The sequence below is a fragment of the Pseudomonas sp. LS1212 genome (assembly GCF_024741815.1).
GTDB lineage: Bacteria > Pseudomonadota > Gammaproteobacteria > Pseudomonadales > Pseudomonadaceae > Aquipseudomonas.
This window is the reverse complement of sequence record NZ_CP102951.1, coordinates 1,311,333-1,336,424: the sequence shown is the minus strand read 5'-3', so window position 1 is coordinate 1,336,424 and position 25,092 is coordinate 1,311,333. Positions and strand designations below refer to the sequence as shown.

Below are 25,092 nucleotides of genomic sequence, written 5' to 3'. Positions count from 1 at the left end.
CGATAAGGTCCGTAGGACCTTCCGCTTAATACATCAAATCAGAGGCCATAGCTCATCAGGCGCTCGTAACGGCGCGCCAGCAGTGCGTCGCTATCGAAATTCTTGAGCATGGACAGCTGGGAAGTCAGCTCCTGACGAATCGAAGCGGCCGCAGCTGCCGGATCGCGATGTGCGCCACCCAATGGTTCGTTGATGACCTTGTCGACGATACCCAGGTGCTTCAGGCGCTCGGCCGTGATGCCCATGGCTTCGGCCGCATCGGAGGCCTTCTCGGCGGTTTTCCACAGGATCGACGCGCAGCCTTCCGGCGAGATCACCGCATAGGTGGAGTATTGCAGCATGTTCAACTGATCGCACACGCCGATCGCCAGCGCACCGCCGGAACCGCCTTCACCGATGACGGTCGCGATGATCGGGGTTTTCAGGCGAGCCATGACGCGCAGGTTCCAGGCAATCGCCTCGCTCTGGTTGCGCTCTTCGGCGTCGATGCCGGGATAGGCGCCCGGGGTGTCGATGAAGGTCAGGATCGGCATATTGAAGCGCTCGGCCATTTCCATCAGGCGGCAAGCCTTGCGGTAGCCTTCAGGGCGCGGCATGCCGAAGTTGCGACGGACCTTCTCGCGCACTTCACGGCCTTTCTGGTGGCCGATCACCATCACCGGCTGGTCGTCCAGACGTGCGACGCCACCGACGATGGCGGCATCATCGGAAAAGTGCCGGTCACCGTGCAGCTCATCGAACTCGGTGAAGATGTGGCTGATGTAGTCCAGGGTATAGGGACGACGTGGATGACGCGCCAGGCGCGCAATCTGCCAGCTGGTCAGGCTGCCGAAAATACTCTCGGTCAGCGTGCTGCTCTTGTCTTGCAGACGAGCGATCTCATCGCCAATGTTCAGCGAGTTATCGTTACCGACCAGGCGCAGCTCTTCGATCTTGGCTTGCAGGTCAGCAATCGGCTGTTCGAAATCAAGAAAATTCGGGTTCATAGGCATCCGTCTTGGGTCGACGGCCAAGCGGCCGGCCGGTTGATCCGTTTGGCGCCCTACCTTAAGGGATCAGGCGCATTCAGGTCGAGATTAATAAATTCCGGGTCAAGACCCCACCCCTGTAAAAGCCGTCTTCGACGGCATTTTGGCCAGGGGTCTGGCTCAACGATATTGCAGAAAGACGTTCTCACGGCCGAACTGGTCACGCAGCGCTTGAATCAAGCTGTCGGCCGGGTCGATTCGCCACCCCTCGCCGAACTGCAAGAGCGCCTTGGCGTCGGGGCCGGTGTACTCCATGGTAATCGGGCAGGCACCCCGATGGCGCTTGAACAATTCGCCCAGCCAGGACAACCGGTCGCCCTTGAGCGCCTCGGTACGTACCTTCAGGCGCAAGCTCTCGGCCAGATTGGTGCGGGCATCTTCCATGCTCATCACGCGCTTGACCCGCAGGCGCAGACCACCGGAGAAGTCGTCATTGCTGACCTCACCCTCGACCACCACCATGGCATCGGTTTGCAGCAAGGATTGCGCCGAGTGGAATGCATCGGCGAACAGCGAAGCCTCGATCCTTGCCGAGCGGTCATCGAGGGTGATGAAGCCCATCTTGTCACCCTTCTTGTTCTTCATCACCCGCAGGGCAATGATCATCCCCGCCACGGTCTGGGTATCGCGGGCCGGCTTGAGGTCGATGATGCGCTGACGAGCGAAACGGCGAATCTCGCCCTCGTATTCGTCGATCGGGTGTCCGGTCAGGTACAGGCCCAGGGTTTCCTTCTCGCCGCGCAGACGCTCCTTGAGGGTCAGCTCCTTGGCCTTGCGATGGCTGGCATAGACATCGGCATCGGCTTCGACGAACAAGCCGCCGAACAGGTCGTCGTGGCCGCTGTCGTGGGTGCGGGCGGTCTGCTCCGCCGCCTTGATCGCCTCTTCCATCGCCGCCAGTAATACCGCCCGGTTCTGGTCGATGTTGGCCTGGTAGGCCTTGGGCTCATCATGGAAGTGCGGCCCGAGGCGGTCCAGGGCACCGCTGCGAATCAAGCCATCGAGGGTACGCTTGTTGATGCGCTTGAGGTCGACACGCTCACAGAAGTCGAACAGATCCTTGAAGGGACCTGCCTGCCGGGCCTCGGTGATCGCCTCGACCGGCCCCTCGCCCACCCCCTTGATCGCGCCAAGGCCATAAACGATGCGGCCCTCCTCGTTCACCGTGAACTTGAACTCGGAGGTGTTCACGTCTGGCGCATCGAGGCGCAACTTCATGGTGCGCACTTCTTCGATCAAGGTCACGACCTTGTCGGTGTTGTGCATATCGGCCGACAGTACCGCAGCCATGAACGGCGCCGGGTAGTGCGCTTTCAGCCAGGCGGTCTGGTACGAAACCAGGCCGTAGGCGGCCGAGTGGGATTTATTGAAGCCGTAACCGGCGAATTTTTCCACCAGGTCGAAAATGTTGCCCGCAAGATCCGGGTCGATATTGTTGGTCGCGCAACCCTCGATGAAACCGCCACGCTGCTTGGCCATTTCCTCGGGCTTTTTCTTACCCATGGCGCGGCGCAGCATGTCCGCGCCACCGAGGGTGTAGCCGGCCATGACCTGGGCGATCTGCATCACCTGTTCCTGGTACAGGATGATGCCGTAGGTCGGCGCCAGAACCGGCTTGAGGCCTTCGTACTGGTAGTCCGAGTGCGGGTACGCCAGCTCCGCACGCCCGTGCTTGCGGTTGATGAAGTCGTCCACCATGCCCGATTGCAGCGGGCCGGGGCGGAACAGTGCCACCAGTGCGATCAAGTCTTCCAGGCAGTCGGGCTTGAGCTTTTTGATCAGCTCCTTCATGCCGCGCGATTCAAGCTGGAACACCGCCGTGGTTTCGGCTTTTTGCAGCAGGGTATAGGTCGGCTTGTCGTCCAACGGGATGAAGGCGATATCCAGCGGTTCTTCGCCGACCTTGGCCCGGTCGCGGTTGATGGTTTTCAAGGCCCAGTCGATGATCGTCAGGGTACGCAGGCCGAGGAAGTCGAACTTCACCAGGCCTGCAGCCTCAACGTCGTCCTTATCGAACTGGGTCACCAGGCCGCCGCCCTCCTCGTCGCAATAGATCGGCGAGAAGTCTGTCAGCTTGGTCGGCGCGATCACCACGCCACCGGCGTGCTTGCCGACGTTACGGGTGATGCCTTCGAGCTTGCGCGCCATCTCCCAGATTTCCGCGGCCTCTTCATCGACCTTGAGGAAATCGCGCAGGATCTCCTCTTGCTCGTAGGCTTTTTCCAGGGTCATGCCCACTTCAAAAGGGATCATCTTCGACAGACGGTCGGCCAGGCCGTAGGACTTGCCCTGGACCCGCGCCACGTCGCGCACCACGGCCTTGGCCGCCATGGAACCGAAGGTGATGATCTGGCTCACGGCATTGCGGCCGTACTTCTCGGCCACATAGTCGATGACCCGGTCGCGACCGTCCATGCAGAAGTCGACGTCGAAGTCGGGCATCGAGACCCGTTCCGGGTTCAGGAACCGCTCGAACAGCAGGTCGTACTCCAACGGGTCGAGGTCGGTGATCTTTTGCACATAGGCCACCAGGGAACCGGCACCCGACCCCCGGCCCGGACCGACCGGCACGCCGTTGCTCTTCGCCCACTGGATGAAGTCCATAACGATCAGGAAGTAACCGGGAAAGCCCATCTGGATGATGATATCCAGCTCGAAATTCAGCCGGTCGACGTACACCTGGCGCTTGGCTTCGTAGTCTTCGGTGGTGTCCCTGGGCAGCAGCACGCTGAGGCGCTCTTCCAGGCCATCGAAAGACACCTTGCGGAAATACTCATCAATGGTCATGCCATCGGGAATCGGATAGTCGGGCAGGAAGTGCTTGCCCAGCTTGACGTCGATGTTGCAGCGCTTGGCGATCTCGACGGTGTTTTCCAGGGCCTCGGGCAGGTCACTGAACAGCTCGGCCATCTCGGCCGGGCTTTTCAGGTATTGCTGGTCGCTGTAGTTCTTCGACCGGCGCGGGTCGTCGAGGGCGCGGCCCTCACCGATGCAGACGCGCGTTTCGTGCGCCTCGAAGTCTTCCTGCTTGATGAAACGCACATCGTTGGTGGCGACCAGCGGCGCACCGACCTTGCTGGCCAGGGCCACGGCCGCATGCAGGTATTCTTCGTCGTTGGTGCGGTTGGTGCGCTGGACCTCGACATAGAAACGGTCGGGAAAAATCGCCATCCATTCGCGCAAGAGCGCTTCGGCATCATCCGGGTTGCCGCCCAGCAGGGTCATGCCGATATCGCCCTCCTTGGCCGCGGACAACGCGATCAGACCTTCGCTGGCAGGCGGGATCCAGTCCTTGTCGATGATCACCTGGCCATTGCGCTGGCCTTCGATGAAACCACGGGAAATCAGCTCGGTCAGGTTGCGGTAGCCCTGGGCGTTCATCGCCAGGAAGCTGATACGGCTCAACGGCGCTTCGGGGTCGCGATTGGCCAGCCACAGGTCGGCGCCGCAGATCGGCTTGATACCGGCGCCCATGGCAGTCTTGTAGAACTTGACCAGCGAGCACATGTTGTTCTGGTCGGTGACCGCCACGGCGGGCATGTTCATCCCGGCCAGGGCCTTGACCAGCGGCTTGATCCGCACCAGACCATCGACCAGCGAATATTCGGTGTGCAGGCGTAGATGAACGAAAGAAGCCGACATGGTGATCCTATAGGTGCCAAAAACAACAAGGCCCGGATTGTACCGGGCCTTGATAAAAACATCAGCCAGCTCAGGCTAGCGTGAATCCGGAATCCAACTGTTCGCGCGCCTCATACGCTGCCCGGACGGGGCCGAACGAGCGCCGGTGAATGGGCGTCGGGCCCAGGCGGGCCAAGGCTTCCAGATGAACGGGCGTCGGATAACCCTTGTGCCCGCCGATCCCGTAGCCCGGGTAGATCAATTCGAAAGCAGCCATTTCACGATCACGACTGACCTTGGCCAGGATCGAAGCGGCAGCGATCGCCGGGACCTGGCTGTCGCCCTTGATCACCGGCGCCGACGGCACCGCCAGCTTCGGGCAGCGGTTGCCATCGATCAACGCCAGTTTCGGCGTCACGCCGAGGCCTTCCACCGCACGCTGCATGGCCAGCATGGTCGCGTGAAGGATATTGAGCTTGTCGATTTCCTCGACCTCGGCACGGGCGATGCACCAGCTCAGGGCCTTTTCACAGATTTCCTCGAACAGCAGCTCACGCCGCGCCTCGGTGAGTTTTTTCGAGTCGTTCAGCCCGAGAATCGGCCGGCGCGGGTCGAGAATCACCGCAGCAGTCACTACCGCACCGCAGAGCGGGCCACGGCCCACTTCATCGACACCGGCGACCAGGTCCTCGACCAGGTTGAAGTCCAATCCCATTTGCATCTATCGGTTACTCAACGTATTAGGGCCAGGACCGCCTCGGCAGCCTGGTTCGAGGCATCGCGACGCAAGGTACGGTGTATCTGGTCAAACCCTTCGGTCTGCTCCACCCCCGCCCGGATCAACGGTGCCAGGGTCTGGGCCAGGGCATCGGGCGTGGCGGCCTCTTGCAATAATTCTGGCACCAGCAACCTTTGCGCCAACAGGTTTGGCAAGGAGACGTAAGGGCTTTTTACCAGACGCTTGAGAATCCAGTAAGTCAAAGGCGCCATCCGGTAGGCCACTACCATGGGGCGCTTGAACAGCAGGGCTTCCAGGGTCGCTGTCCCCGAAGCGATCAGCACCGCATCACAGGCCGCCAGGGCCTGGTGCGAACGACCGTCGAGCAGGGTCAGCGGCAGGTCGCGCCCGGGCAGCATCTGTTCCAGTTGAGCACGGCGCTCGGCATTGGCGCAGGGCACGACAAAGTGCACGCCCGGCACCAGCGCCCGCAGGCGTTCGGCAGCATCGAGAAACAGGCCACCCAGGCGACCGACCTCACCGCCCCGGCTTCCGGGCATCAATGCCACTAGCGAGCCTTGCGGCAGGTTCAGTTCGGCACGGGCTGCACTGCGATCGGCATCCAGCGCGATGGTATCGGCCAACGGATGGCCGACAAAGCGAACCGGCACACCCTTCTCTTCGTAAAAACGAGCCTCGAAGGGAAACAGCGTCAGCATCAGGTCGCAGCCTTCGCGGATCTTCAGCACCCGTTTCTGGCGCCAGGCCCAGACCGACGGGCTGACGTAGTGCACGGTCTTGATGCCGGCCCGACGCAGCTGGAGTTCGATATTGAGGTTGAAATCCGGGGCATCGATGCCGATAAAGACATCGGGCTTGCGCTCGATCAGCGTCTGGACGAGCAGCTTGCGCCGTTTGAGCAATTCGCGCAGCCGGCCCAATACTTCGACCAGGCCCATCACCGCCAGGCGCTCCATCGGGAAGTAGGAACTCAGCCCCTGGGCCTGCATGAGCGGCCCGCCGACTCCAATGAACTCGACATCCGGGTGCCGATCCTTGAGCGCACGCATCAAGCCCGCGCCGAGAATATCGCCGCTGGCCTCACCCGCCACCAGCGCTACGCATAGACCCGCCATGGTCAGCGCGTGATGCCGCGGGTCGAGTTCTGGATCGACTTGAGAAACACGTCGACTTCCGGAAACTGGGTCGCCGGCTCTGCCAGCTCGGCGATCGCCTGCTCGACCGTGAGCCCCTGGCGATAGACCACCTTGTAGGCGCGACGCAGGGCATGGATGGCATCGTCGCTGAAGCCACGACGGCGCATGCCCTCGAAGTTCATGCTGCGCGCTTCGGCGGGGTTGCCGAATACGGTGACGAAGGCCGGCACGTCCTTGCCGATCGCGGTGCCCATGCCGGAGAAGCTGTGGGCGCCGATATGGCAGAACTGGTGCACCAGGGTATAGCCGGACAGGATCGCCCAGTCATCCACGTGGACGTGACCGGCCAGGGCGGTATTGTTGACCAGGATGCAATGGTTGCCGATGACGCTGTCATGCCCGATATGGGCATAGGCCATGATCAGGTTATGGTCGCCAAGGGTGGTTTCCGAGCGGTCCTGGACGGTGCCACGGTGAATGGTCACGCCTTCGCGGATGACGTTATGGTCACCGACGACCAAACGGGTGACTTCACCCTTGTACTTCAGGTCAGGCGTGTCCTCACCTATCGAGGAAAACTGATAGATGCGGTTGTGCTTGCCGATCCGGGTCGGGCCTTTGAGTATTACGTGTGGCCCGATGACCGAACCCTCGCCGATTTCCACACCCGCGCCAACGATCGACCAGGGGCCGACCTCGACGCCCGCGGCCAGCACGGCCGTCGGATCGATGATTGCGCGAGGGTCAATCAAACTCATAGCTTGCGTTCCGCACAGATGATTTCGGCCGAGCATACCGGCTTGCCATCCACCGACGCCTGGCATTCGAACTTCCAGATCTGGCGCTTGCTGCTGATGAACCTGGCCTCGAGGATCAACTGATCGCCGGGCGTCACGGGCTGACGGAAGCGCAGCTTGTCCGAGCCTACGAAGTAGTAGAGCGTACCGTCGGCAGGCTTGACGTCGAGCATCTTGAAACCAAGGATACCGGCGGCCTGGGCCATGGCTTCGATGATCAGTACGCCCGGCATGATCGGATGCTGAGGGAAATGGCCATTGAAGAACGGCTCGTTGATGCTGACATTCTTATAGGCACGAATACGCTGCGCCTCGACATCCAGTTCCACTACCCGGTCCACCAGCAGGAACGGATAACGGTGGGGCAGGTATTCGCGAATCTCGTTGATGTCCATCATTTCGGGGGGAAGCCTGTAGTAAAGATAGGGAGCGCGCACTTTCGCGCAGCACTCCTATTGCAAATCAAGGAGGCAGTTTAGCGGCTGAGCACACTTGATATGGAAAATGGTATCAGCCTTCTGATGAAGCTTTACCGCCTGGGGTCACGGCCTCGACGCGCTTTTCCAGCTGTTGCAGGCGTTTCGACATGTCGTCCAACTTGCGAATCCTCGCCGCACTCTTGCGCCATTGTGCCGCTGGCTGCATGGCCGTACCGGAAGAATAGGCACCCGGCTCGGTAATCGAGTGGGTAACCATGGTCATGCCAGTGACGAATACACCATCACAGACATCGATATGACCAACCATGCCGACGCCGCCGGCGATGGTGCAATGCTTGCCGATGCGGGTGCTGCCGGAAATACCGACACAGGCCGCCATGGCGGTGTGATCCCCGACCTGCACGTTATGTGCGATCTGGATCTGGTTATCCAGTTTGACGCCGTTGCCAATCACGGTATCGGCCAGGGCGCCGCGATCAATAGCGGTATTCACGCCGATTTCGACATCGTCGCCGACGGTCACGCCGCCAATCTGGGCAATCTTCTGCCACACGCCTTTCTCGTTGGCAAAGCCGAAGCCTTCTCCGCCGAGCACGGCACCGGACTGGATGACCACCCGCTTGCCGATGCGAACATCGTGGTACAGGGTTACCCGAGGCGCCAACCAGCCGCCTTCACCGATCACGCTACGCGCGCCGACATAGCAATGCGCGCCCACGGTCACACCCGGGCCAATCTGCGCAGCGCTTTCGATCACGGCAAACGCGCCGATACTGGCGCTGGCATCGACCACTGCGTCCTGGGCCACTACGGCGCTGGGGTGAATACCCGCCACAGCCCTGGGCTTGGGATCGAACAGATGGGAAATGCGGGCATAGGCCAGGTAGGGATCGGCAACGATCAGCGCATCCCCGGCAAAACCCTCGGCGTCAGCCGCCTTGAGCAGCACGGCCGCTGCCTTGCTGTCAGCCAGGAACTTGCGGTACTGGGGGTTGGCCAGAAAGCTCAGCTGAGTCGGGCCGGCCTCTTGAAGCGTGGCCAGCCCAGTGATGTCCTTGTCCACCGGGCCACGCAACGTGGCCCCGAGGTACTCGGCCAACTGGCCGAGCTTCATGGTCGCCGTCATGATCAGCGCGACTGGTTCATGCGCTCGATGACTTGGCGAGTGATGTCGTACTGAGGCTTGACATCAATCACTGCACCGCGCTCGAAGACCAGGTCGTAACCACCTTTCTTGATGACTGCTTCCACGGCGCCATCGAGTTTCGGCTTGAGCTGCTTGAGCATTTCGCGGTCAGCTACGGCCTTGGCTTCGTTCAGTTCCTTGGACTGGAACTGGAAGTCACGCGCCTTTTGCTTGAATTCAAGCTCCAGACGCTCGCGCTCAGGCTGAGCCATCTTGTCGCCACCGCTGACCAGACGATCCTGGATACCCTTGGCGCTGCTTTCCAGCGACTTGAGCTTGGTCAGTTGCGGGCCGAACTTCTTCTCGGCATCCACTGCGTACTTCTTCGCCGCGTCCGATTCGAGCAGGGCCATTTGATAGTTCAGAACAGCAATTTTCATCTCCGCGAAGGCCGGAGTCGCGACCAGGGCCGCAGTCAGAAGAACCAGTTGAGTCAACTTACGCACGATGCACTCCTACAGAATCCGTTGTCGTTAGCTAGGGTCAGACGCTTAGAAGGTCTGACCGAGAGAGAATTGGAACACCTGGGTATCGGCGTCGTCCGGTTTCTTGACCGGCATCGCCAGGCTGAAGCTCAATGGACCCAGCGCCGTGATCCAGGTCACGCCCAGACCCACGGAACTTGCCAGGCCGCCCACGCCGATGTCTTCGCACGAAGGCTTGGAGCCACAGTTGGTGTCGAATACATTACCCACGTCCCAGAATACCGAGGTACGCAGCGAGCGCTGATCCTTGACGAACGGCAGCGGGAACAACAGCTCTGCACCACCTTGGATCAACACGTTGCCACCGAACGGCAGCGGATCCTGGTCCGGGTCTTCCCGGGTACCCGGACGGGTGCCTTTACTTGGCGTACTGCGCGGGCCAAGGCTGCTGTCCTTGAAGCCACGTACCGAGTTGAAACCACCGGCAAAGTAGTTTTCGTAGAATGGCAGGCCCGAGGTCGAACCGTAACCATCACCATAGCCCAACTGGGTATGCAGGCGCATGGTGTACTTTTCGCTCAATGGCTGGAACAGCTGGCCACGGTAGTCGAGCTTGAAGAAGGACAGGTCGCTACCCGGCGTGGTGCTTTCCAGCACCAGGCTTTGCGAGTGACCGCGGGTTGCCAGTACGCCCTTGTTCAGGGTCGACTCGGACCAACCGGCCGATGCCTTGAAGTTCAGGTATTTGTCGCCTTCCTGCTCAACGAAGTCGAAAATCTCGTCAACAGTGAAGACACCGGTCTTGATTTCGTCCTGCTGAGCAGTCAGACCAAAGGTCAGGCGCGAGGTTTCGCTGATCGGGTAACCGACGTTGACACCTGCACCCAGGCTGTCCACCGAGTAGCTCGCCACATCGACGTCGAGGTCATCGTAGTCGGTGGTGCGGTAGAAGGCGTTGTAACCCAGGCTCACGCCGTCGGCAGTCCAGTAGGGGTCCACGAAGCCGAAGTTGTAGCGGCTCTGGTATTCACTGCGGGTCAGGCCGACCGATACCTTGTTACCGGTACCGAGGAAGTTGTTCTGGCTGATCGAACCACCCAGGATCAGGCCGGCGCTCTGGGCGAAACCGACGCTGGCGGTAATCGAACCCGATGCCTGCTCTTCAACGCTGTAGTTCACGTCGACCTGGTCGTCGGTGCCCGGAACGGCCGGGGTCTCGACGTTCACTTCCTTGAAGAAGCCCAGGCGTTCCAGACGGGTCTTGGACTGGTCGATCAGGTAGGTCGAAGCCCAGCCACCTTCCATCTGGCGCATTTCACGACGCAGCACTTCGTCTTCGGTCTTGGTGTTGCCACGGAAGTTGATGCGGTTCACGTAGGCGCGCTTGCCCGGATCGACCACGAAGGTGATGTCGACGGTGTGGTCTTCATCGTGAGGCTGCGGCACGCCGTTGACGTTGGCGAAGGTGTAGCCTTCGTTACCCAGGCGACGGGTGATCAGCTCGGAGGTGGTGGTCATGACCTTGCGCGAGAATACCTGGCCCGGCTGGACCAGCAACAGCGAGCGGATCTGGTCTTCAGGGACCTTCAGGTCGCCGGAGAGCTTCACTTCACGAACGCTGTACTTCTCGCCTTCGTTGACGTTGACCGTGATATAGACGTTTTTCTTGTCTGGCGTGATCGATACCTGGGTGGAGGCGATATCCATGTTGATATAGCCGCGGTCCAGGTAGTAGGAACGCAGACGCTCCAGGTCACCGGAGAGTTTTTCACGCGCATACTTGTCGTCGTTCTTGAAGAACGACAGCCAGTTGCTGGTCTTGAGTTCGAACAGGTCGATCAGGTCTTCGTCCGGGAAGACGGTGTTGCCCACAATGTTGATGTGCTGGATGGCCGCAACGGTGCCTTCGTTGATCTTGACCTTCAACGCAACACGGTTGCGCGGCTGCGGGACCACTTCGGTATCCACGCTGGCCGAGTAGCGACCCTGGGCGACATACTGGCGATGCAGCTCGTTGCGAACACCTTCGAGGGTGGCGCGCTGGAAGATTTCACCTTCGGCCAGGCCGGACTGTTTCAGCCCTTTCATCAGGTCTTCGGTGGTGATCGCCTTGTTGCCTTCGATTTCAATACTTGAGACCGAAGGACGTTCGACTACAGTAATGATCAGGACGTTGCCGTCGCGACTCAGTTGGATATCCTGGAAGAAACCGGTTTTGAACAACGCACGCGTGGAATCCACCAGGCGTCGATCATCCGCTTCATCCCCGACGTTCAATGGCAAGGCGCCAAAGACACTGCCGGCGGATACCCGTTGCAGGCCATTGACGCGAATATCGGAGATGGTGAAGGACTCAGCGTGAACTTCAGCGATCATCAGTACGGCGAGAACCGCAGTTAGCAGCAGACGTTTCATGAAGTCCTTTCTTATTCCAACTGGCAATAAACAAACTGCCGCAAAATGCGGCAGGTTCGCAATTGAGCGAAGCTTTACAGTCGACCCAAATCGTTTATCAGGGCAAGCAGCATGACCCCTACTACCAAACTGATACCGATCTGGACCCCCCAACCCTGCACCCGATCCGACAAGGGACGACCACGCGCCCATTCGATCAGGTAAAACAGCAAATGCCCCCCATCCAATACAGGAATGGGCAGCAAATTAAGAACCCCCAGGCTAATGCTCAGGTAGGCGAGGAAATTCAGAAAATCACCCACGCCGGACTGGGCCGAAGCGCCCGCCACTTTAGCAATGGTTATCGGTCCGCTCAAGTTTTTTACCGAGAGCTCGCCGAAGAGCATTTTCTTCAGTGAGTCGAGGGTCAGGACACTCATGGTCCAGGTCCGCTCGAACCCTTCGCCGATGGCCGCGACAGGCCCGTAACTCACTTCGCGGAGCATGGTTGATGGCCATTCGACAGCTTTTACCCCGGCCCCGAGATAGCCACTTGCCGCCTTGCCTTCGCCACGGCTGGCGAGGGTCAGCGAAACATCGAACGGCGCACCGTCACGCTCGACCTTGAAGGCAACCTTGCCGCCCGGATGCGCGCGAACCGTATCTACCACCTGTTGCCAGTCGGTCAAGGCCACGCCGTCGAGGGTCAGCAACCGATCGCCGGTCTTGAGCCCGGCGGCCTTTGCCGGGCCTTTCGGATCCAGTTCGGCAAGCACCGGCGCCAGCGCCGGACGCCAGGGGCGAATGCCCAGCGAGCGAATCGGATCCGGCTCGTCAGCACCCTTGAGCCAGTTGTTCAGGGCCAGCACGCGTGGCTCTTCTGCGCTCGAACCCTCGTCGCGAACCACAATTTGCAGCGAGCCACTCTCGCCCAGACGGTGGATCAGTTGCAGATTGACCTCAGACCACCCCGTCGTCGGCTCGCCATCGACCGAAACAATTTCCTGACCGGCACTGAGCCCGGCAACGGCCGCGATACTGCCGCTTTCGACCGCACCGATGACCGGACGCACCTGCTGAGTGCCGAGCATGGCCAGCACCCAGAAGAACACCAGGGCCAGCAGAAAGTTGGCGACAGGGCCGGCCGCCACTATTGCAATGCGCTGGCGCACCGACTTGCGGTTGAACGACTGGTCGAGCTGATCGGCCGGCACTTCGCCCTCACGCTCGTCGAGCATCTTGACGTAGCCGCCCAGGGGAATTGCCGCCACGACATATTCCGTACCCTGACGGTCACGCCAGCGCAGCAAGGGCGTGCCGAAGCCCACGGAAAAACGCAGGACCTTGACGCCGCACCGGCGCGCCACCCAAAAGTGACCGAATTCGTGAAAGGTGACCAGCACACCCAATGCCACCAGGGTGCCGATAATCATGTAGAGCGCACTCATGTCTTTCTCCGAATAACTTCTACCGGGCCGGGGCCTGCAACGCTGGCATACACGCCCCTATCGACCGTGATCACGCAACCAGAGTTCTGCCAATTGGCGCGCCTTCGCATCGGCGGCAAATACCGCATCCAGCGCCTGGACCGCGACGACCGGCTCAAGGTTTAGTACGTGTTCGATAATACTCGCGATCTCGGGATAGCGGATGCGCCGCTCGAGAAATGCCGACACGGCCACCTCATTGGCGGCGTTGAGCATTGCCGGTGCATTGTTGCCAGCCTCGGCTGCCTGGCGCGCCAGGCGCAGGCACGGGAAACGCTGCTCGTCGGGTGCCTGGAAATCCAGCCGGGCAATGGCGAACAGATCCAGCGGAGCCACGCCGGAGTCGATCCGTTCCGGCCAAGCCAGGGCATGGGCGATCGGTGTACGCATATCAGGGTTGCCCAACTGCGCCAGCACCGAGCCATCGACGTAATCGACCAGCGAATGAATCACGCTTTGCGGGTGTACCACCACTTCGATCTGGGACGGCCGGGCATCGAACAGCCAACAGGCCTCGATCAGCTCCAGCCCCTTGTTCATCATGCTCGCCGAGTCGACCGAGATCTTGCGACCCATGGACCAGTTCGGATGGGCACATGCCTGTTCCGGCGTAACGTCCGCCAGCTCGGCCAGCGGCGTCTCCCGAAAGGGGCCACCGGAGGCTGTGAGCAGAATACGCCGAACACCGACCTTGCCCAGCCCGCGCGAGAAATCCCCTGGCAGACACTGGAAAATCGCATTGTGCTCGCTGTCGATCGGCAGCAATACCGCACCGCTGCGGCGAACCGCCTGCATGAACAGAGCGCCGGACATCACCAGCGCCTCTTTGTTGGCCAACAATACTTTCTTGCCGGCTTCAACGGCCGCCAGGGTTGGCCGCAAGCCCGCCGCACCGACGATCGCCGCCATCACGGCGTCGACCTCGGGCGCAGCGGCGACCTGACACAACCCCTCTTCGCCCACCAGCACCTGAGTGCGGACACCGGCCGCACGCAAATCCGCCTGCAAACCCTGCGCTGCAGCCGCTTGAGGCACGACGGCGTAGGCCGGCGCATGGCGCACGCACAACGCCAGCAGCTCGCTCAGGCGCGAGTAGCCACTCAGGGCGAACACCTGGTAACGATCGGGGTGACGGGCGATGACGTCCAGGGTACTCAGGCCAATGGAACCGGTGGCACCCAGTACGGTGATCTGTTGAGGGCGGCTCACATCACACCCCAGTTCGCAGCCCACAGCAACACCGCGAATACCGGAATGGCAGCCGTCAGACTATCGATGCGATCAAGCACCCCGCCATGGCCAGGCAGCAGATTGCTGCTGTCCTTGATACCCGAGCGGCGCTTGAACATGCTTTCGGTCAAATCACCCACCACCGATACCAACACAACCACGGCAGCACCCAGCAAGCCCAGGATCAGCTCGCCAGCGGTCCACTCGCGGGAAACGGCAACCACGGTAGTGATGATCAGGCTGAGCAGCAACCCGCCATACAGGCCTTCCCAGCTCTTGCCCGGGCTGACCTGAGGCGCCAGCTTGCGCTTGCCGAAAGCCTTGCCGGAAAAATAGGCGCCAATATCGGCAGCCCAAACCAGCACCATCACCGACAGGATCAACCAGTTGCCCAGCGGCCATTGCTTGAGCAGCACCAGCCCTTGCCAGGCCGGCAGCAGAATCAGGAAGCCGAACAGCAGCTTGCAGGCCGCGCTGGACCAGTTTTCACTGGTTTTTGGATAGGTCAGCACCAGAAAGGTCGCCAACAGCCACCAGAGAACCGAAGCGCCCAATATCCAGGGGGCCAGACCAGGCACCAGATAGAGCAGCAACAGCGAAACCGCGACGATCCCGGCATAACCGACTCGATACGACTGCGCTTCGAATCCGGCCAGACGCGCCCATTCCCAGGCGCCAAGACTCACCACCAGACCAATGAACAGGGCAAACCCTGCGCCTTCCAGAAGGAAAAAACCGCCCAGGGCGATCGGCAGCAGAATCAACGCGGTGATGATTCGTTGTTTAAGCATTAAGCACGAGCTCCAGATTCGACCTGTTCGCTCGTTTTACCGAAACGACGCTGACGCGAAGCGAAATCGGCCAGCGCCTTGCGCATGGCCTCGTGTTTGAAGTCCGGCCAGTACAGATCACTGAAGTACAACTCGGCATAGGCCAGCTGCCACAGCAGGAAGTTGCTGATGCGATGCTCGCCACCGGTGCGGATACACAGATCGGGCAACGGCAGATCACCGGTTGCCAGACAGGTCTGCAGCAGCTCCGGGGTAATGTCTTCCGGCCTCAGATGACCGGCCTGCACTTCCCGGGCGAGCCGCTGGGCAGCCTGGGCGATATCCCACTGACCGCCGTAATTGGCGGCGATCTGCAGAATGAAGCCCTTGTTGCCGGCCGTCAGCGCTTCAGCCTCGCGCATGGCCGTCTGCAATTCCGGATGGAAGCGCGAGCGATCACCGATGATCCGCAGGCTGATATTGTTCTCGTTCAAGCGCTTGGCTTCACGCCGCAGCGCCGAGAAGAACAGCTCCATCAAGGCCCCGACCTCTTCGGCCGGGCGCTGCCAGTTCTCGCTCGAGAAGGCGAACAGCGTGAGCACCTCAACCTTGGCGTCGGCGCACACCTCGATGACCGCGCGCACCGCATCCACGCCGGCCTTGTGCCCGGCTACGCCGGGCAGCAGGCGCTTCTTCGCCCAGCGATTATTCCCATCCATGATGATCGCGACGTGGCGCGGTACCGTAGACGGCACAGCCTGCTTAGTCTTTTCCATGAAAGCGCCTAAACCCTTATACGACCATCAAGTCCGCTTCTTTCTGCTTCACAGCAGCCTCGATCTCGGCCACGAACTTGTCGGTCAGCTTCTGAATGTCGTCAGCTGCGCGACGCTCTTCGTCTTCGCTGACTTCTTTCTCTTTGACCAGATCCTTGAACTGACCCAGCGCATCGCGACGGATGTTGCGCACGGCTACGCGAGCATCTTCGGCTGCTTCGCGGGCCTGCTTGGTGAAGCCCTTGCGGGTTTCTTCAGTCAGGGCCGGCATGCTGATCAGCAGCAGCTCACCCAGGTTTGTCGGGTTCAGGTTCAGGCCGGCGCTCTGGATAGCCTTGTCGACGGCCCCCAGCATGTTGCGCTCGAACGCCACGACTTGCAGGGTACGGGCGTCTTTGACCGAGATGTTAGCCACCTGCTTGATGGGTGTATCGGCGCCGTAATACGGCACCATCACACCCTCAAGAATGCTTGGGTGAGCCTGGCCGGTACGAATACGGCCAAATGCATGCGCCAGGGACTCCAGGGACTTCCTCATGCGCTCTTGAGCGTCTTTCTTGATTTCGTTGATCATTCTTCGCCTTCCTCGATCAGAGTTCCTTCAGCGCCGCCCACTACGATGTTCAGCAGAGCACCAGGCTTATTCATGTTAAACACACGCAACGGCATCTTGTGATCGCGGCACAGGCAGATAGCGGTCAGGTCCATCACGCCGAGTTTGCGATCGAGCACTTCATCGTACGTCAGACGGTCAAATTTCTCAGCATGCGGATCCTTGAACGGATCGGCAGTGTACACGCCATCGACCTTGGTCGCCTTCAGGACCACGTCGGCATCGATCTCGATGGCGCGCAGGCAAGCGGCCGAGTCGGTGGTAAAGAAGGGGTTGCCGGTACCGGCGGCGAAAATCACCACATCGCCGGAATTGAGGTGGCGAATACCCTTGCGACGATCATAGTGATCGGTAACGCCGACCATGGAAATCGCCGACATGACGATAGCCGGGATATTCGAACGCTCCAGCGCGTCGCGCATGGCCAAGGCGTTCATTACGGTTGCCAGCATACCCATATGGTCGCCGGTGACGCGATCCATGCCTGCGGCGCTGAGGGCCGCACCCCGGAACAGGTTGCCGCCGCCGATGACCAGGCCTACCTGGACACCGATGCCGACCAACTGACCGACTTCCAGTGCCATGCGATCCAGTACTTTCGGGTCGATCCCGAACTCTTCCGAGCCCATCAGGGCCTCGCCGCTAAGTTTGAGCAAAATGCGTTTATAGCGAGGTTGACGACCACTAACCTGCTGAGCCATTGCGAGTTCTCTCCTGCGGCGTTTTCAAAAAATTCTGAGCCGGCTGTTTACAGCCTGGGCTAACTCTAGCGTGGCGCAGCGACTGCGCCATGGGGTCCCGGCCTTGTAAGCCTCGATCCCCTGCCCTTTGACAAAGAGGCTGCGCGCGTGAGCGGGCAGCCTCTTCGGGGCGACAGAGATTAATCCGTCTTATTGCTTGCTGGCAGCAGCCACTTGTGCGGCAACTTCTTCTGCGAAGTTGTCGACTGGCTTCTCGATGCCCTCACCCACTTTGAAGTAGGTGAACGAAACGATTTCAGCGCCGCCTTTCTTGGCCAGCTCACCGACCTTGATCTCAGGGTTCTTGACGAACGCCTGCTCGACCAGGCTGGCTTCAGCCAGGAACTTGCTGATACGACCGGCAACCATTTTCTCGACGATGTCGGCTGGCTTGCCCTTGATCTTGTCTTCGTTGAGGGTCAGGAACACGCCTTTTTCGCGTTCGATGGCTTCAGCCGAGACTTCCGAAGGCAGCAGGAACTCAGGGTTGCTGGCAGCCACGTGCATGGCGATGTCTTTGGCCAGCTCGGCGTTGCCGCCTTTGAGGGCAACGACAACACCGATCTTGTTACCGTGCAGGTAGCCATCAACCACGTCGCCTTCAACGCGAGTCAGACGACGAATGTTGACGTTCTCACCAACCTTGGCAACCAGCGCTTCACGAGCAGGTTCTTGAGCGGCGATCAGCGGAGCTGCGTCGGTCAGCTTGTCAGCGAAGGCTTTTTCGATGCTGGCAGCAACGAAGTTCTTGAAGTCGTCCTGCAGAGCCAGGAAGTCGGTCTGCGAGTTGATTTCCAGGATCACGGCAGATTTGCCGTCTTCAGCGACTTTAAGGGCGATAGCGCCTTCAGCCGCAACGTTGCCTGCTTTCTTGGCGGCTTTGATGGCGCCCGAGGCACGCATGTCATCAATGGCTTTTTCGATGTCGCCGCCGGCCTTGGTGAGGGCCTTTTTGCAGTCCATCATGCCTTCGCCAGTACGCTCGCGCAGTTCCTTGACCAAAGCTGCAGTAATTTCTGCCATTTCAAATTCCTCTTGGATAGGTTTTTAACCATTCCACCCGATGCTTACGGGCGATCAATTCTTGAAACCCGTTACCAGTTACTGCGCAAAAACAAGAATGCAATGACTACGCCGGTAAAGGGATTTCGAGGTGGCAAAAAGGGGGCAAAGCCCCCTTTTTGCGTACTGAGTCAACGCCAGGCGTTAATGACTCAGCCTTCTACCGCTGCAGCTGGAGCGTCCTGGATGTACTCTTCGGTACCGCCAGCGACGTAGTTGCGGCCACGGATAACAGCGTCAGCCATCGAACCCATGTACAGCTGGATAGCGCGGATTGCGTCATCGTTGCCTGGGATGATGTAGTCAACGCCTTCCGGGCTGCTGTTGGTATCGACAACGCCGATGACCGGGATGCCCAGCTTGTTGGCTTCGGTGATTGCGATGCGCTCGTGGTCAACGTCGATCACGAACAGCGCGTCAGGCAGACCGCCCATGTCCTTGATACCACCCAGGCTGCGATCCAGTTTTTCCAGATCACGGGTGCGCATCAGGGCTTCTTTCTTGGTCAGCTTGGCGAAGGTGCCATCTTCGGCCTGGGTTTCCAGGTCGCGCAGACGCTTGATCGAAGCACGGATGGTTTTGAAGTTGGTCAGCATGCCGCCCAACCAGCGGTGATCGACGTACGGCGAGCCGCAACGTGCTGCTTCTTCAGCGACGATCTTGCCAGCGGAACGCTTGGTGCCGACGAACAGGATCTTGTTTTTGCCCTGGGCCAGGCGCTCAACGAAAGTCAGGGCTTCGTTGAACATCGGCAGGGTTTTTTCAAGGTTGATGATGTGAATCTTGTTACGCGCGCCGAAAATGTACTTGCCCATTTTCGGATTCCAGTAACGGGTTTGGTGACCGAAGTGCACACCGGCCTTCAGCATATCGCGCATATTGACTTGGGACATGATAGTTCCTTGATAAGTCGGGTTAGGCCTCCACGTATCCCAATGACCAACCAGCAGCTTCGAGCTCCGGGCACCCAGGTCATCGTGTCGACACGTGTGTGGGTTTAGGCTTTCGGGGGCTATCCCCGTAAAGCGGCGCATTTTATATCACAAAATCGGGCACAGAGAAACCCGAAATCACTTTACCGAACAACGACTTTTGCGCACGGACTTGATTCGCGCAACAATGGCCCGCATGACCTCTATATAGAGATGCAATCGCGGACTGCGCATGCAACGACCGCACGTCTGTTAGAATTGCGACTTACCCGTGTTTCCATGCGCCAGCGAGCGCCGAGAGAGCCTGTATGACTGTCACCATCAAAACCCCCGAAGACATCGAGAAGATGCGCATCGCCGGCCGTCTGGCTGCCGAGGTGCTGGAAATGATCGGTGAATATGTCAAGCCCGGCGTCACCACCGAAGAGCTGGACCGCATCTGCCATGATTATATCGTCAACGAGCAGAAGGCCATCCCTGCGCCGCTGAACTACAAGGGCTTTCCCAAGTCCATCTGCACCTCGATCAACCATGTGGTCTGCCACGGTATCCCCAACGAAAAACCGTTGAAGGATGGCGACACCCTGAATATCGACGTCACCGTGATCAAGGACGGCTACCACGGCGACACCAGCCGCATGTTCCACGTCGGCACCGTGCCGGTCTGGGCCGAGCGTCTGTCCCAGGTCACCCAGGAATGCATGTACAAGGCCATTCAACTGGTCAAGCCAGGTTGCCGCCTGGGCGACATCGGCGAGGTGATCCAGAAGCACGCCGAGAAGAACGGATTCTCGGTGGTACGCGAATTCTGCGGGCACGGCATCGGCAAGGTGTTCCACGAAGAGCCGCAAATCCTGCACTACGGCCGCGCCGGTACCGGTATGGAGCTCAAGGAAGGCATGGCCTTCACCATCGAGCCCATGATCAACCAGGGCCGCGCCGAGACCAAGGTACTGGGTGACGGCTGGACCGCGATCACCAAGGACCGCAAGCTTTCGGCCCAATGGGAACATACACTGGTGGTCACCGCGACAGGCTACGAGATCTTCACCCTGCGCAGCGATGACACCATAACGCGCACTTCCGCCTGAATGAACCTGACTAAGGAAGGCAATCTCGATGCCCCAGGTTGACCCGGAGCTGTTCGACCGCGGCCAGTTCCAGGCTGAACTGGCCTTGAAAGCGAGCCCTATCGCCGCCTTCAAGAAAGCTATCCGCCAGGCCCGCGAAGTGCTCGACGCGCGCTTTCGCAGCGGGCGCGAGATCCGCCGCCTTATCGAAGACCGCGCCTGGTTCGTCGATAACATCCTGCAACAGGCGTGGAACCAGTTCGACTGGAGCGAGGACGCCGACATCGCCCTGGTGGCTGTCGGTGGCTACGGACGGGGCGAACTGCACCCCTATTCCGACATCGACCTGTTGATACTGCTCGACAGTGCCGACCACGAAATTTTCCGCGACTCCATCGAGCGCTTTCTGACCCTGCTGTGGGACATCGGGCTAGAGGTCGGCCAGAGCGTGCGCTCGATCAAAGAGTGCGCCGAACAGGCCCGTGGCGACCTCACGATCATCACCAACCTGATGGAAAGCCGCACCATTGCTGGCCCGGAGCGCCTGCGCCTGCGCATGCTCGAGGTGACCAGCACCGAGCAGATGTGGCCGAGCAAGGAATTTTTCCTGAGCAAGCGTGCCGAGCAGAAGGCCCGGCACCACAAGTACAACGATACCGAATACAACCTGGAGCCCAACGTGAAGGGCTCGCCAGGCGGCCTGCGCGACATTCAAACCATCCTCTGGGTGGCCCGCCGCCAATATGGCACCCTGAACTTGCACGCGTTGGCGGGCGAAGGCTTTTTGCTGGAGAGCGAAAACAACCTGCTGGCCTCCTCCCAGGAGTTCCTGTGGAAGGTCCGCTATGCCCTGCACATGCTCGCCGGGCGCGCCGAAGACCGCCTGCTGTTCGATCACCAACGCACCATCGCCGGCCTGCTGGGCTTCAAGGACGACGATGCGAAACGCGCCATCGAGCGGTTCATGCAGAAGTACTACCGGGTGGTCATGAGCATCGCTGAACTCAGCGACCTGATCATCCAGCATTTCGAAGAGGTCATTCTCGCCGACGATGCCAGCAGCAGCACCCAGCCGCTCAATTCGCGATTTCAGCTGCACGACGGCTACATCGAGGCAACCCACACGAACGTGTTCAAGCGCACACCGTTCGCCATGCTGGAAATCTTCGTGCTGATGGCGCAACACCCGGAAATCAAGGGCGTGCGTGCCGACACCATTCGTCTGCTACGCGAACATCGCCACCTGATCGACGACGATTTCCGCAACGATATCCGCAACACCAGCCTGTTCATCGAGCTGTTCAAGTGCGAAATCGGCATCCACCGCAACCTGCGCCGCATGAACCGCTACGGCATTCTCGGTCGCTACCTGCCCGAATTCGGCGACATCATCGGGCAGATGCAGCATGACCTGTTCCACATTTACACGGTCGATGCGCACACCCTCAACCTGATCAAGCACCTGCGCAAGCTGCAGTACACCCCGGTTTCCGAGAAATTCCCGCTGGCCAGCAAGCTCATGGGCAAGCTGCCCAAGCCCGAACTGATCTACCTGGCCGGGCTCTATCACGACATCGGCAAGGGTCGCCAGGGCGACCATTCGGACCTCGGCGCCGTCGATGCCGAAGCGTTCTGCAGGCGTCATCACCTGCCGATCTGGGACAGTCGCCTGGTCGTCTGGCTGGTGCAGAACCATCTGGTAATGTCGACCACCGCACAACGCAAAGACCTCTCCGACCCGCAGGTCATCCATGATTTCGCCCACCGGGTCGGCGACCAGATCCACCTGGATTATCTCTATGTGCTGACCGTGGCCGACATCAACGCCACCAACCCGAGCCTGTGGAACTCCTGGCGTGCCAGCCTGCTGCGCCAGCTCTACACCGAGACCAAGCGCGCCCTGCGCCGCGGCCTGGAGAACCCGCTCGACCGCGAAGAACAGATCCGCCAGACCCAAAGCGCCGCCCTCGACATCCTGGTGCGCAGCGGCACCGACCCGGACGACGTCGAACAACTCTGGGCGCAACTGGGTGACGACTATTTCCTGCGCCATACCGCCGGCGATGTTGCCTGGCACAGCGACGCGATCCTCCAGCAGCCGGCCGACGGCGGCCCGCTGGTGTTGATCAAGGAAACCACCCAGCGCGAATTCGAAGGCGGCACCCAGATCTTCATCTACGCCCCCGACCAGCATGACTTCTTTGCCGTGACGGTAGCGGCGATGGACCAGCTCAACCTGAACATTCACGACGCCCGGGTTATCACCTCCAGCAGCCAGTTCACCCTCGACACCTACATCGTGCTCGACAACGACGGCGGCTCGATCGGCGACAACCCGCAGCGGGTCAAGGAGATTCGCCAGGGCCTGACCGAAGCCCTGCGCAATCCGGACGATTACCCGACCATCATCCAGCGTCGGGTCCCGCGCCAGCTCAAGCACTTCACCTTCGCGCCGCAGGTGACCATCCACAACGATGCGCAGCGCCCGGTGACCATTCTCGAGCTCAGCGCCCCGGATCGCCCCGGCCTGCTGGCGAGGATCGGCAAGATCTTCCTGGAATTCGACCTGTCGCTGCAAAATGCCAAGATCGCCACCCTGGGCGAACGGGTGGAGGACGTGTTCTTCATCACCGACGCCAATAATCAACCGCTCTCCGACCCACAGCTGTGCAGTCGGCTGCAGGACGCCATCGTCGAACAACTGAGCGCCAATCAGGCGCCCGGCATCGAAATGACGCGCCTGACCATCTAGTTCGAGACCCGCCCTCCATGAACAAAGCTTTGAACCAGCTCCAGCCCTACCCGTTCGAGAAACTCCGCGCCTTGCTTGGCAGCGTCAAACCGAACGCCGAAAAGCGCGCCATCGCCCTGTCGATCGGCGAGCCGAAGCACCGTTCGCCAAGCTTTGTCGCCGAGGCGCTGTCGACCAATCTCGACCAGATGGCGGTCTACCCGACCACCCTGGGCATCCCGGCCTTGCGAGAAGCCATCGCCCACTGGTGCGAGCGCCGCTTCGGCGTGCCGGCAGGCTGGCTGGACCCTGCGCGCCATGTGCTGCCGGTCAACGGCACCCGCGAAGCGCTGTTCTCCTTCACCCAGGCGGTGGTTAATCGCAGCGACGATGCCCTGGTGGTCAGCCCCAACCCTTTCTACCAGATCTATGAAGGCGCCGCGTTCCTTGCCGGAGCGCAGCCGCATTACCTGCCATGCCTGGACGAAAACGGCTTCAACCCGGACTTCGATGCCGTGCCGGCAGAGATCTGGCAACGCTGCCAGATCCTCTTCCTGTGCTCGCCCGGCAACCCGACGGGCGCTTTGATCCCGCTGGAAACCCTGAAGAAGCTGATCGCCCTGGCCGACGAGCATGACTTCGTGATTGCCGCGGACGAATGCTACAGCGAGCTCTACTTCGACGAGCAAACCCCGCCAGCCGGCCTGCTCAGCGCCTGCGCCGCCCTGGGCCGCAGCGACTTCAAGCGTTGCGTGGTGTTCCACAGCCTGTCCAAGCGCTCCAACCTGCCGGGCCTGCGCTCAGGCTTTGTGGCCGGCGACGCCGACATTCTCAAGGCCTTCCTGCTCTATCGCACCTACCACGGCTGCGCCATGCCGGTTCAGACCCAACTGGCCAGCATCGCCGCCTGGAACGACGAAGTGCACGTGCGCGCCAACCGCGCCCTGTACCGCGAGAAGTTCGATGCCGTGCTGGAGATTCTCGCGCCGGTGCTGGACGTGCAAAAACCGGACGGCGGCTTCTACCTGTGGCCGAAAGTGCCGATGGATGACGCGCAATTCTGCCGTGATCTGTTCGAGCAGCAGCACGTCACCGTAGTGCCTGGCTCCTACCTGTCGCGCGAGGTCGATGGCCTCAACCCGGGCGCCAATCGCGTGCGCATGGCACTGGTCGCGCCGTTGGCCGAATGCGTCGAAGCCGCCGAGCGGATTCGCGATTTCCTCAAGGCTTGACCTTCAGCAGTCCTCATGGCGCCTTGCGTCATGAGGACTGGCGCTACATCTCAAAGCAGATCACGCAGCTTCATTTGACCTGCCCCAGGTTCGCTTCACTCAAATCCAGCTCGCCCAATACCTGAAGCGACATATTCACGGTTTACCCTGCTGGCGGAACGTTGCATAAAAGTCGCAGAATCCGGGCTAACCTGTAACACAATGCAACAAAGACCCTAACCCGCCACAGCCGGAACGCCTCAGTCATGGCATAATTCGTCACCGTTTTTTCCAAGGGGGCATCCGTGACTGATAACAGCAATTCGTTGCACCTTTATGGGATCAAGGCGTGCGATACCATGAAGAAAGCGCGTACCTGGCTGGATGAAAAGGCCATCGACTACCGCTTCCATGACTACAAGACGCTCGGCATCGACCGTGAGCATCTGACCCGCTGGTGCGACGAGCATGGTTGGCAGGTTGTCCTCAATCGTGCAGGCACCACGTTCCGCAAGCTCGAAGATGACCAGAAGGCCGATCTCGACCAGGCCAAGGCGATCGAGCTGATGCTCGCGCAGCCATCGATGATCAAGCGTCCGGTGCTCGAGCTTGGCGACAAGACCGTGATTGGCTTCAAACCCGATATTTATGCGGCGGCCGTCCAGTAACGTCTGGCATTCCTGGCCCCACTCATTTCGCAAGAG

21 protein-coding genes are annotated in these 25,092 nt (G+C 60.3%); 4 read left to right on the top strand and 17 right to left on the bottom strand.

Annotation, left to right across the window (positions count from 1 at the left end; genetic code table 11):
• Positions 1-38 precede the first annotated feature (38 nt).
• From NVV94_RS06150 to rpsB, 17 genes are all read right to left on the bottom strand, one after another.
• Positions 39-986, bottom strand: a complete 948-nt coding sequence (locus NVV94_RS06150; protein WP_258446344.1) for an acetyl-CoA carboxylase carboxyltransferase subunit alpha — start codon at positions 984-986, stop codon at positions 39-41.
• A 162-nt stretch (positions 987-1,148) separates the two neighbouring features.
• Positions 1,149-4,670, bottom strand: a complete 3,522-nt coding sequence (dnaE, locus tag NVV94_RS06145) for a DNA polymerase III subunit alpha (protein ID WP_258446343.1) — start codon at positions 4,668-4,670, stop codon at positions 1,149-1,151.
• Between the two features lie 70 nt (positions 4,671-4,740).
• The gene (rnhB, locus tag NVV94_RS06140; protein WP_258446342.1) at positions 4,741-5,370 is read right to left on the bottom strand and encodes a ribonuclease HII; all 630 of its coding nucleotides are present in this window, start codon (positions 5,368-5,370) and stop codon (positions 4,741-4,743) included.
• Positions 5,371-5,381: 11 nt separating this feature from the next.
• Positions 5,382-6,503 carry a lipid-A-disaccharide synthase gene (gene lpxB, locus NVV94_RS06135; RefSeq protein ID WP_258446341.1) on the bottom strand — a complete coding sequence of 374 codons (1,122 nt, stop codon included), beginning with the start codon at positions 6,501-6,503 and terminating at the stop codon, positions 5,382-5,384.
• A gap of 2 nt (positions 6,504-6,505) precedes the next feature.
• Complete coding sequence (gene lpxA, locus NVV94_RS06130) at positions 6,506-7,282, bottom strand: acyl-ACP--UDP-N-acetylglucosamine O-acyltransferase (protein WP_258446340.1); 777 nt, start codon at positions 7,280-7,282, stop codon at positions 6,506-6,508.
• Positions 7,279-7,719, bottom strand: coding sequence for a 3-hydroxyacyl-ACP dehydratase FabZ (fabZ, locus tag NVV94_RS06125; RefSeq protein ID WP_258446339.1), 441 nt, complete (start codon positions 7,717-7,719; stop codon positions 7,279-7,281). Before fabZ ends, lpxA begins: the two co-directional genes overlap by 4 nt.
• A gap of 112 nt (positions 7,720-7,831) precedes the next feature.
• The gene (gene lpxD / locus NVV94_RS06120) at positions 7,832-8,887 is read right to left on the bottom strand and encodes a UDP-3-O-(3-hydroxymyristoyl)glucosamine N-acyltransferase (protein ID WP_408733450.1); all 1,056 of its coding nucleotides are present in this window, start codon (positions 8,885-8,887) and stop codon (positions 7,832-7,834) included.
• A gap of 2 nt (positions 8,888-8,889) precedes the next feature.
• Positions 8,890-9,393, bottom strand: coding sequence for an OmpH family outer membrane protein (locus tag NVV94_RS06115; RefSeq protein ID WP_258446338.1), 504 nt, complete (start codon positions 9,391-9,393; stop codon positions 8,890-8,892).
• Positions 9,394-9,438: 45 nt separating this feature from the next.
• Entirely contained in the window at positions 9,439-11,787 is a 2,349-nt protein-coding gene (gene bamA, locus NVV94_RS06110; protein WP_258446337.1) for an outer membrane protein assembly factor BamA, read from the bottom strand.
• 74 nt (positions 11,788-11,861) lie between these two features.
• Positions 11,862-13,214 (bottom strand): sigma E protease regulator RseP, encoded by a 1,353-nt coding sequence (gene rseP, locus NVV94_RS06105; protein WP_258446336.1) that lies wholly within the window; start codon positions 13,212-13,214, stop codon positions 11,862-11,864.
• A gap of 57 nt (positions 13,215-13,271) precedes the next feature.
• Positions 13,272-14,462 (bottom strand): 1-deoxy-D-xylulose-5-phosphate reductoisomerase, encoded by a 1,191-nt coding sequence (ispC, locus tag NVV94_RS06100; RefSeq protein WP_258446335.1) that lies wholly within the window; start codon positions 14,460-14,462, stop codon positions 13,272-13,274.
• The gene (locus NVV94_RS06095) at positions 14,459-15,274 is read right to left on the bottom strand and encodes a phosphatidate cytidylyltransferase (RefSeq protein WP_258446334.1); all 816 of its coding nucleotides are present in this window, start codon (positions 15,272-15,274) and stop codon (positions 14,459-14,461) included. The genes ispC and NVV94_RS06095 overlap by 4 nt, the downstream gene beginning before the upstream one ends.
• Positions 15,274-16,029: an isoprenyl transferase gene (locus NVV94_RS06090; protein ID WP_258446333.1), complete on the bottom strand. Its 756-nt coding sequence runs from the start codon at positions 16,027-16,029 to the stop codon at positions 15,274-15,276. The genes NVV94_RS06095 and NVV94_RS06090 overlap by 1 nt, the downstream gene beginning before the upstream one ends.
• Positions 16,030-16,045: 16 nt before the next feature.
• Positions 16,046-16,603, bottom strand: coding sequence for a ribosome recycling factor (gene frr, locus NVV94_RS06085; RefSeq protein WP_258446332.1), 558 nt, complete (start codon positions 16,601-16,603; stop codon positions 16,046-16,048).
• Positions 16,600-17,343, bottom strand: a complete 744-nt coding sequence (gene pyrH, locus NVV94_RS06080) for a UMP kinase (RefSeq protein WP_258446331.1) — start codon at positions 17,341-17,343, stop codon at positions 16,600-16,602. The genes frr and pyrH overlap by 4 nt, the downstream gene beginning before the upstream one ends.
• 189 nt (positions 17,344-17,532) lie before the next feature.
• Positions 17,533-18,405 (bottom strand): translation elongation factor Ts, encoded by an 873-nt coding sequence (tsf, locus tag NVV94_RS06075; RefSeq protein WP_258446330.1) that lies wholly within the window; start codon positions 18,403-18,405, stop codon positions 17,533-17,535.
• Positions 18,406-18,596: 191 nt separating this feature from the next.
• Positions 18,597-19,337: a 30S ribosomal protein S2 gene (rpsB, locus tag NVV94_RS06070; protein ID WP_258446329.1), complete on the bottom strand. Its 741-nt coding sequence runs from the start codon at positions 19,335-19,337 to the stop codon at positions 18,597-18,599.
• Between the two features lie 347 nt (positions 19,338-19,684).
• Here rpsB and map point away from each other — a divergent pair, with 347 nt between their 5' ends.
• The 4 genes from map to NVV94_RS06050 all read left to right on the top strand — a co-directional run bounded on the left by map (position 19,685) and on the right by NVV94_RS06050 (position 25,056).
• Complete coding sequence (gene map / locus NVV94_RS06065) at positions 19,685-20,467, top strand: type I methionyl aminopeptidase (protein WP_258446328.1); 783 nt, start codon at positions 19,685-19,687, stop codon at positions 20,465-20,467.
• A 28-nt stretch (positions 20,468-20,495) separates the two neighbouring features.
• Positions 20,496-23,198, top strand: a complete 2,703-nt coding sequence (locus NVV94_RS06060) for a [protein-PII] uridylyltransferase (protein WP_258446327.1) — start codon at positions 20,496-20,498, stop codon at positions 23,196-23,198.
• Between the two features lie 17 nt (positions 23,199-23,215).
• On the top strand, positions 23,216-24,409 hold the full coding sequence (dapC, locus tag NVV94_RS06055) for a succinyldiaminopimelate transaminase (RefSeq protein ID WP_258446326.1): 1,194 nt from the start codon (positions 23,216-23,218) through the stop codon (positions 24,407-24,409).
• 338 nt (positions 24,410-24,747) lie between these two features.
• Complete coding sequence (locus tag NVV94_RS06050) at positions 24,748-25,056, top strand: arsenate reductase (RefSeq protein ID WP_258447628.1); 309 nt, start codon at positions 24,748-24,750, stop codon at positions 25,054-25,056.
• The last annotated feature ends 36 nt before the right edge of the window (positions 25,057-25,092 follow it).

Coding starts and splice junctions, on each gene's coding strand:
- rnhB (WP_258446342.1), bottom strand. CDS start 5,370: ATGCAAATGGGATTGGACTTCAACCTGGTCGAGGACCTGGTCGCCGGT.
- map (WP_258446328.1), top strand. CDS start 19,685: ATGACTGTCACCATCAAAACCCCCGAAGACATCGAGAAGATGCGCATC.
- NVV94_RS06095 (WP_258446334.1), bottom strand. CDS start 15,274: ATGCTTAAACAACGAATCATCACCGCGTTGATTCTGCTGCCGATCGCC.
- rseP (WP_258446336.1), bottom strand. CDS start 13,214: ATGAGTGCGCTCTACATGATTATCGGCACCCTGGTGGCATTGGGTGTG.
- dnaE (WP_258446343.1), bottom strand. CDS start 4,670: ATGTCGGCTTCTTTCGTTCATCTACGCCTGCACACCGAATATTCGCTG.
- frr (WP_258446332.1), bottom strand. CDS start 16,603: ATGATCAACGAAATCAAGAAAGACGCTCAAGAGCGCATGAGGAAGTCC.
- NVV94_RS06050 (WP_258447628.1), top strand. CDS start 24,748: ATGAAGAAAGCGCGTACCTGGCTGGATGAAAAGGCCATCGACTACCGC.
- NVV94_RS06060 (WP_258446327.1), top strand. CDS start 20,496: ATGCCCCAGGTTGACCCGGAGCTGTTCGACCGCGGCCAGTTCCAGGCT.
- pyrH (WP_258446331.1), bottom strand. CDS start 17,343: ATGGCTCAGCAGGTTAGTGGTCGTCAACCTCGCTATAAACGCATTTTG.
- bamA (WP_258446337.1), bottom strand. CDS start 11,787: ATGAAACGTCTGCTGCTAACTGCGGTTCTCGCCGTACTGATGATCGCT.
- lpxB (WP_258446341.1), bottom strand. CDS start 6,503: ATGGCGGGTCTATGCGTAGCGCTGGTGGCGGGTGAGGCCAGCGGCGAT.
- NVV94_RS06090 (WP_258446333.1), bottom strand. CDS start 16,029: ATGGAAAAGACTAAGCAGGCTGTGCCGTCTACGGTACCGCGCCACGTC.
- NVV94_RS06150 (WP_258446344.1), bottom strand. CDS start 986: ATGAACCCGAATTTTCTTGATTTCGAACAGCCGATTGCTGACCTGCAA.
- lpxA (WP_258446340.1), bottom strand. CDS start 7,282: ATGAGTTTGATTGACCCTCGCGCAATCATCGATCCGACGGCCGTGCTG.
- tsf (WP_258446330.1), bottom strand. CDS start 18,405: ATGGCAGAAATTACTGCAGCTTTGGTCAAGGAACTGCGCGAGCGTACT.
- rpsB (WP_258446329.1), bottom strand. CDS start 19,337: ATGTCCCAAGTCAATATGCGCGATATGCTGAAGGCCGGTGTGCACTTC.
- fabZ (WP_258446339.1), bottom strand. CDS start 7,719: ATGATGGACATCAACGAGATTCGCGAATACCTGCCCCACCGTTATCCG.
- lpxD (WP_408733450.1), bottom strand. CDS start 8,887: ATGACGGCGACCATGAAGCTCGGCCAGTTGGCCGAGTACCTCGGGGCC.
- dapC (WP_258446326.1), top strand. CDS start 23,216: ATGAACAAAGCTTTGAACCAGCTCCAGCCCTACCCGTTCGAGAAACTC.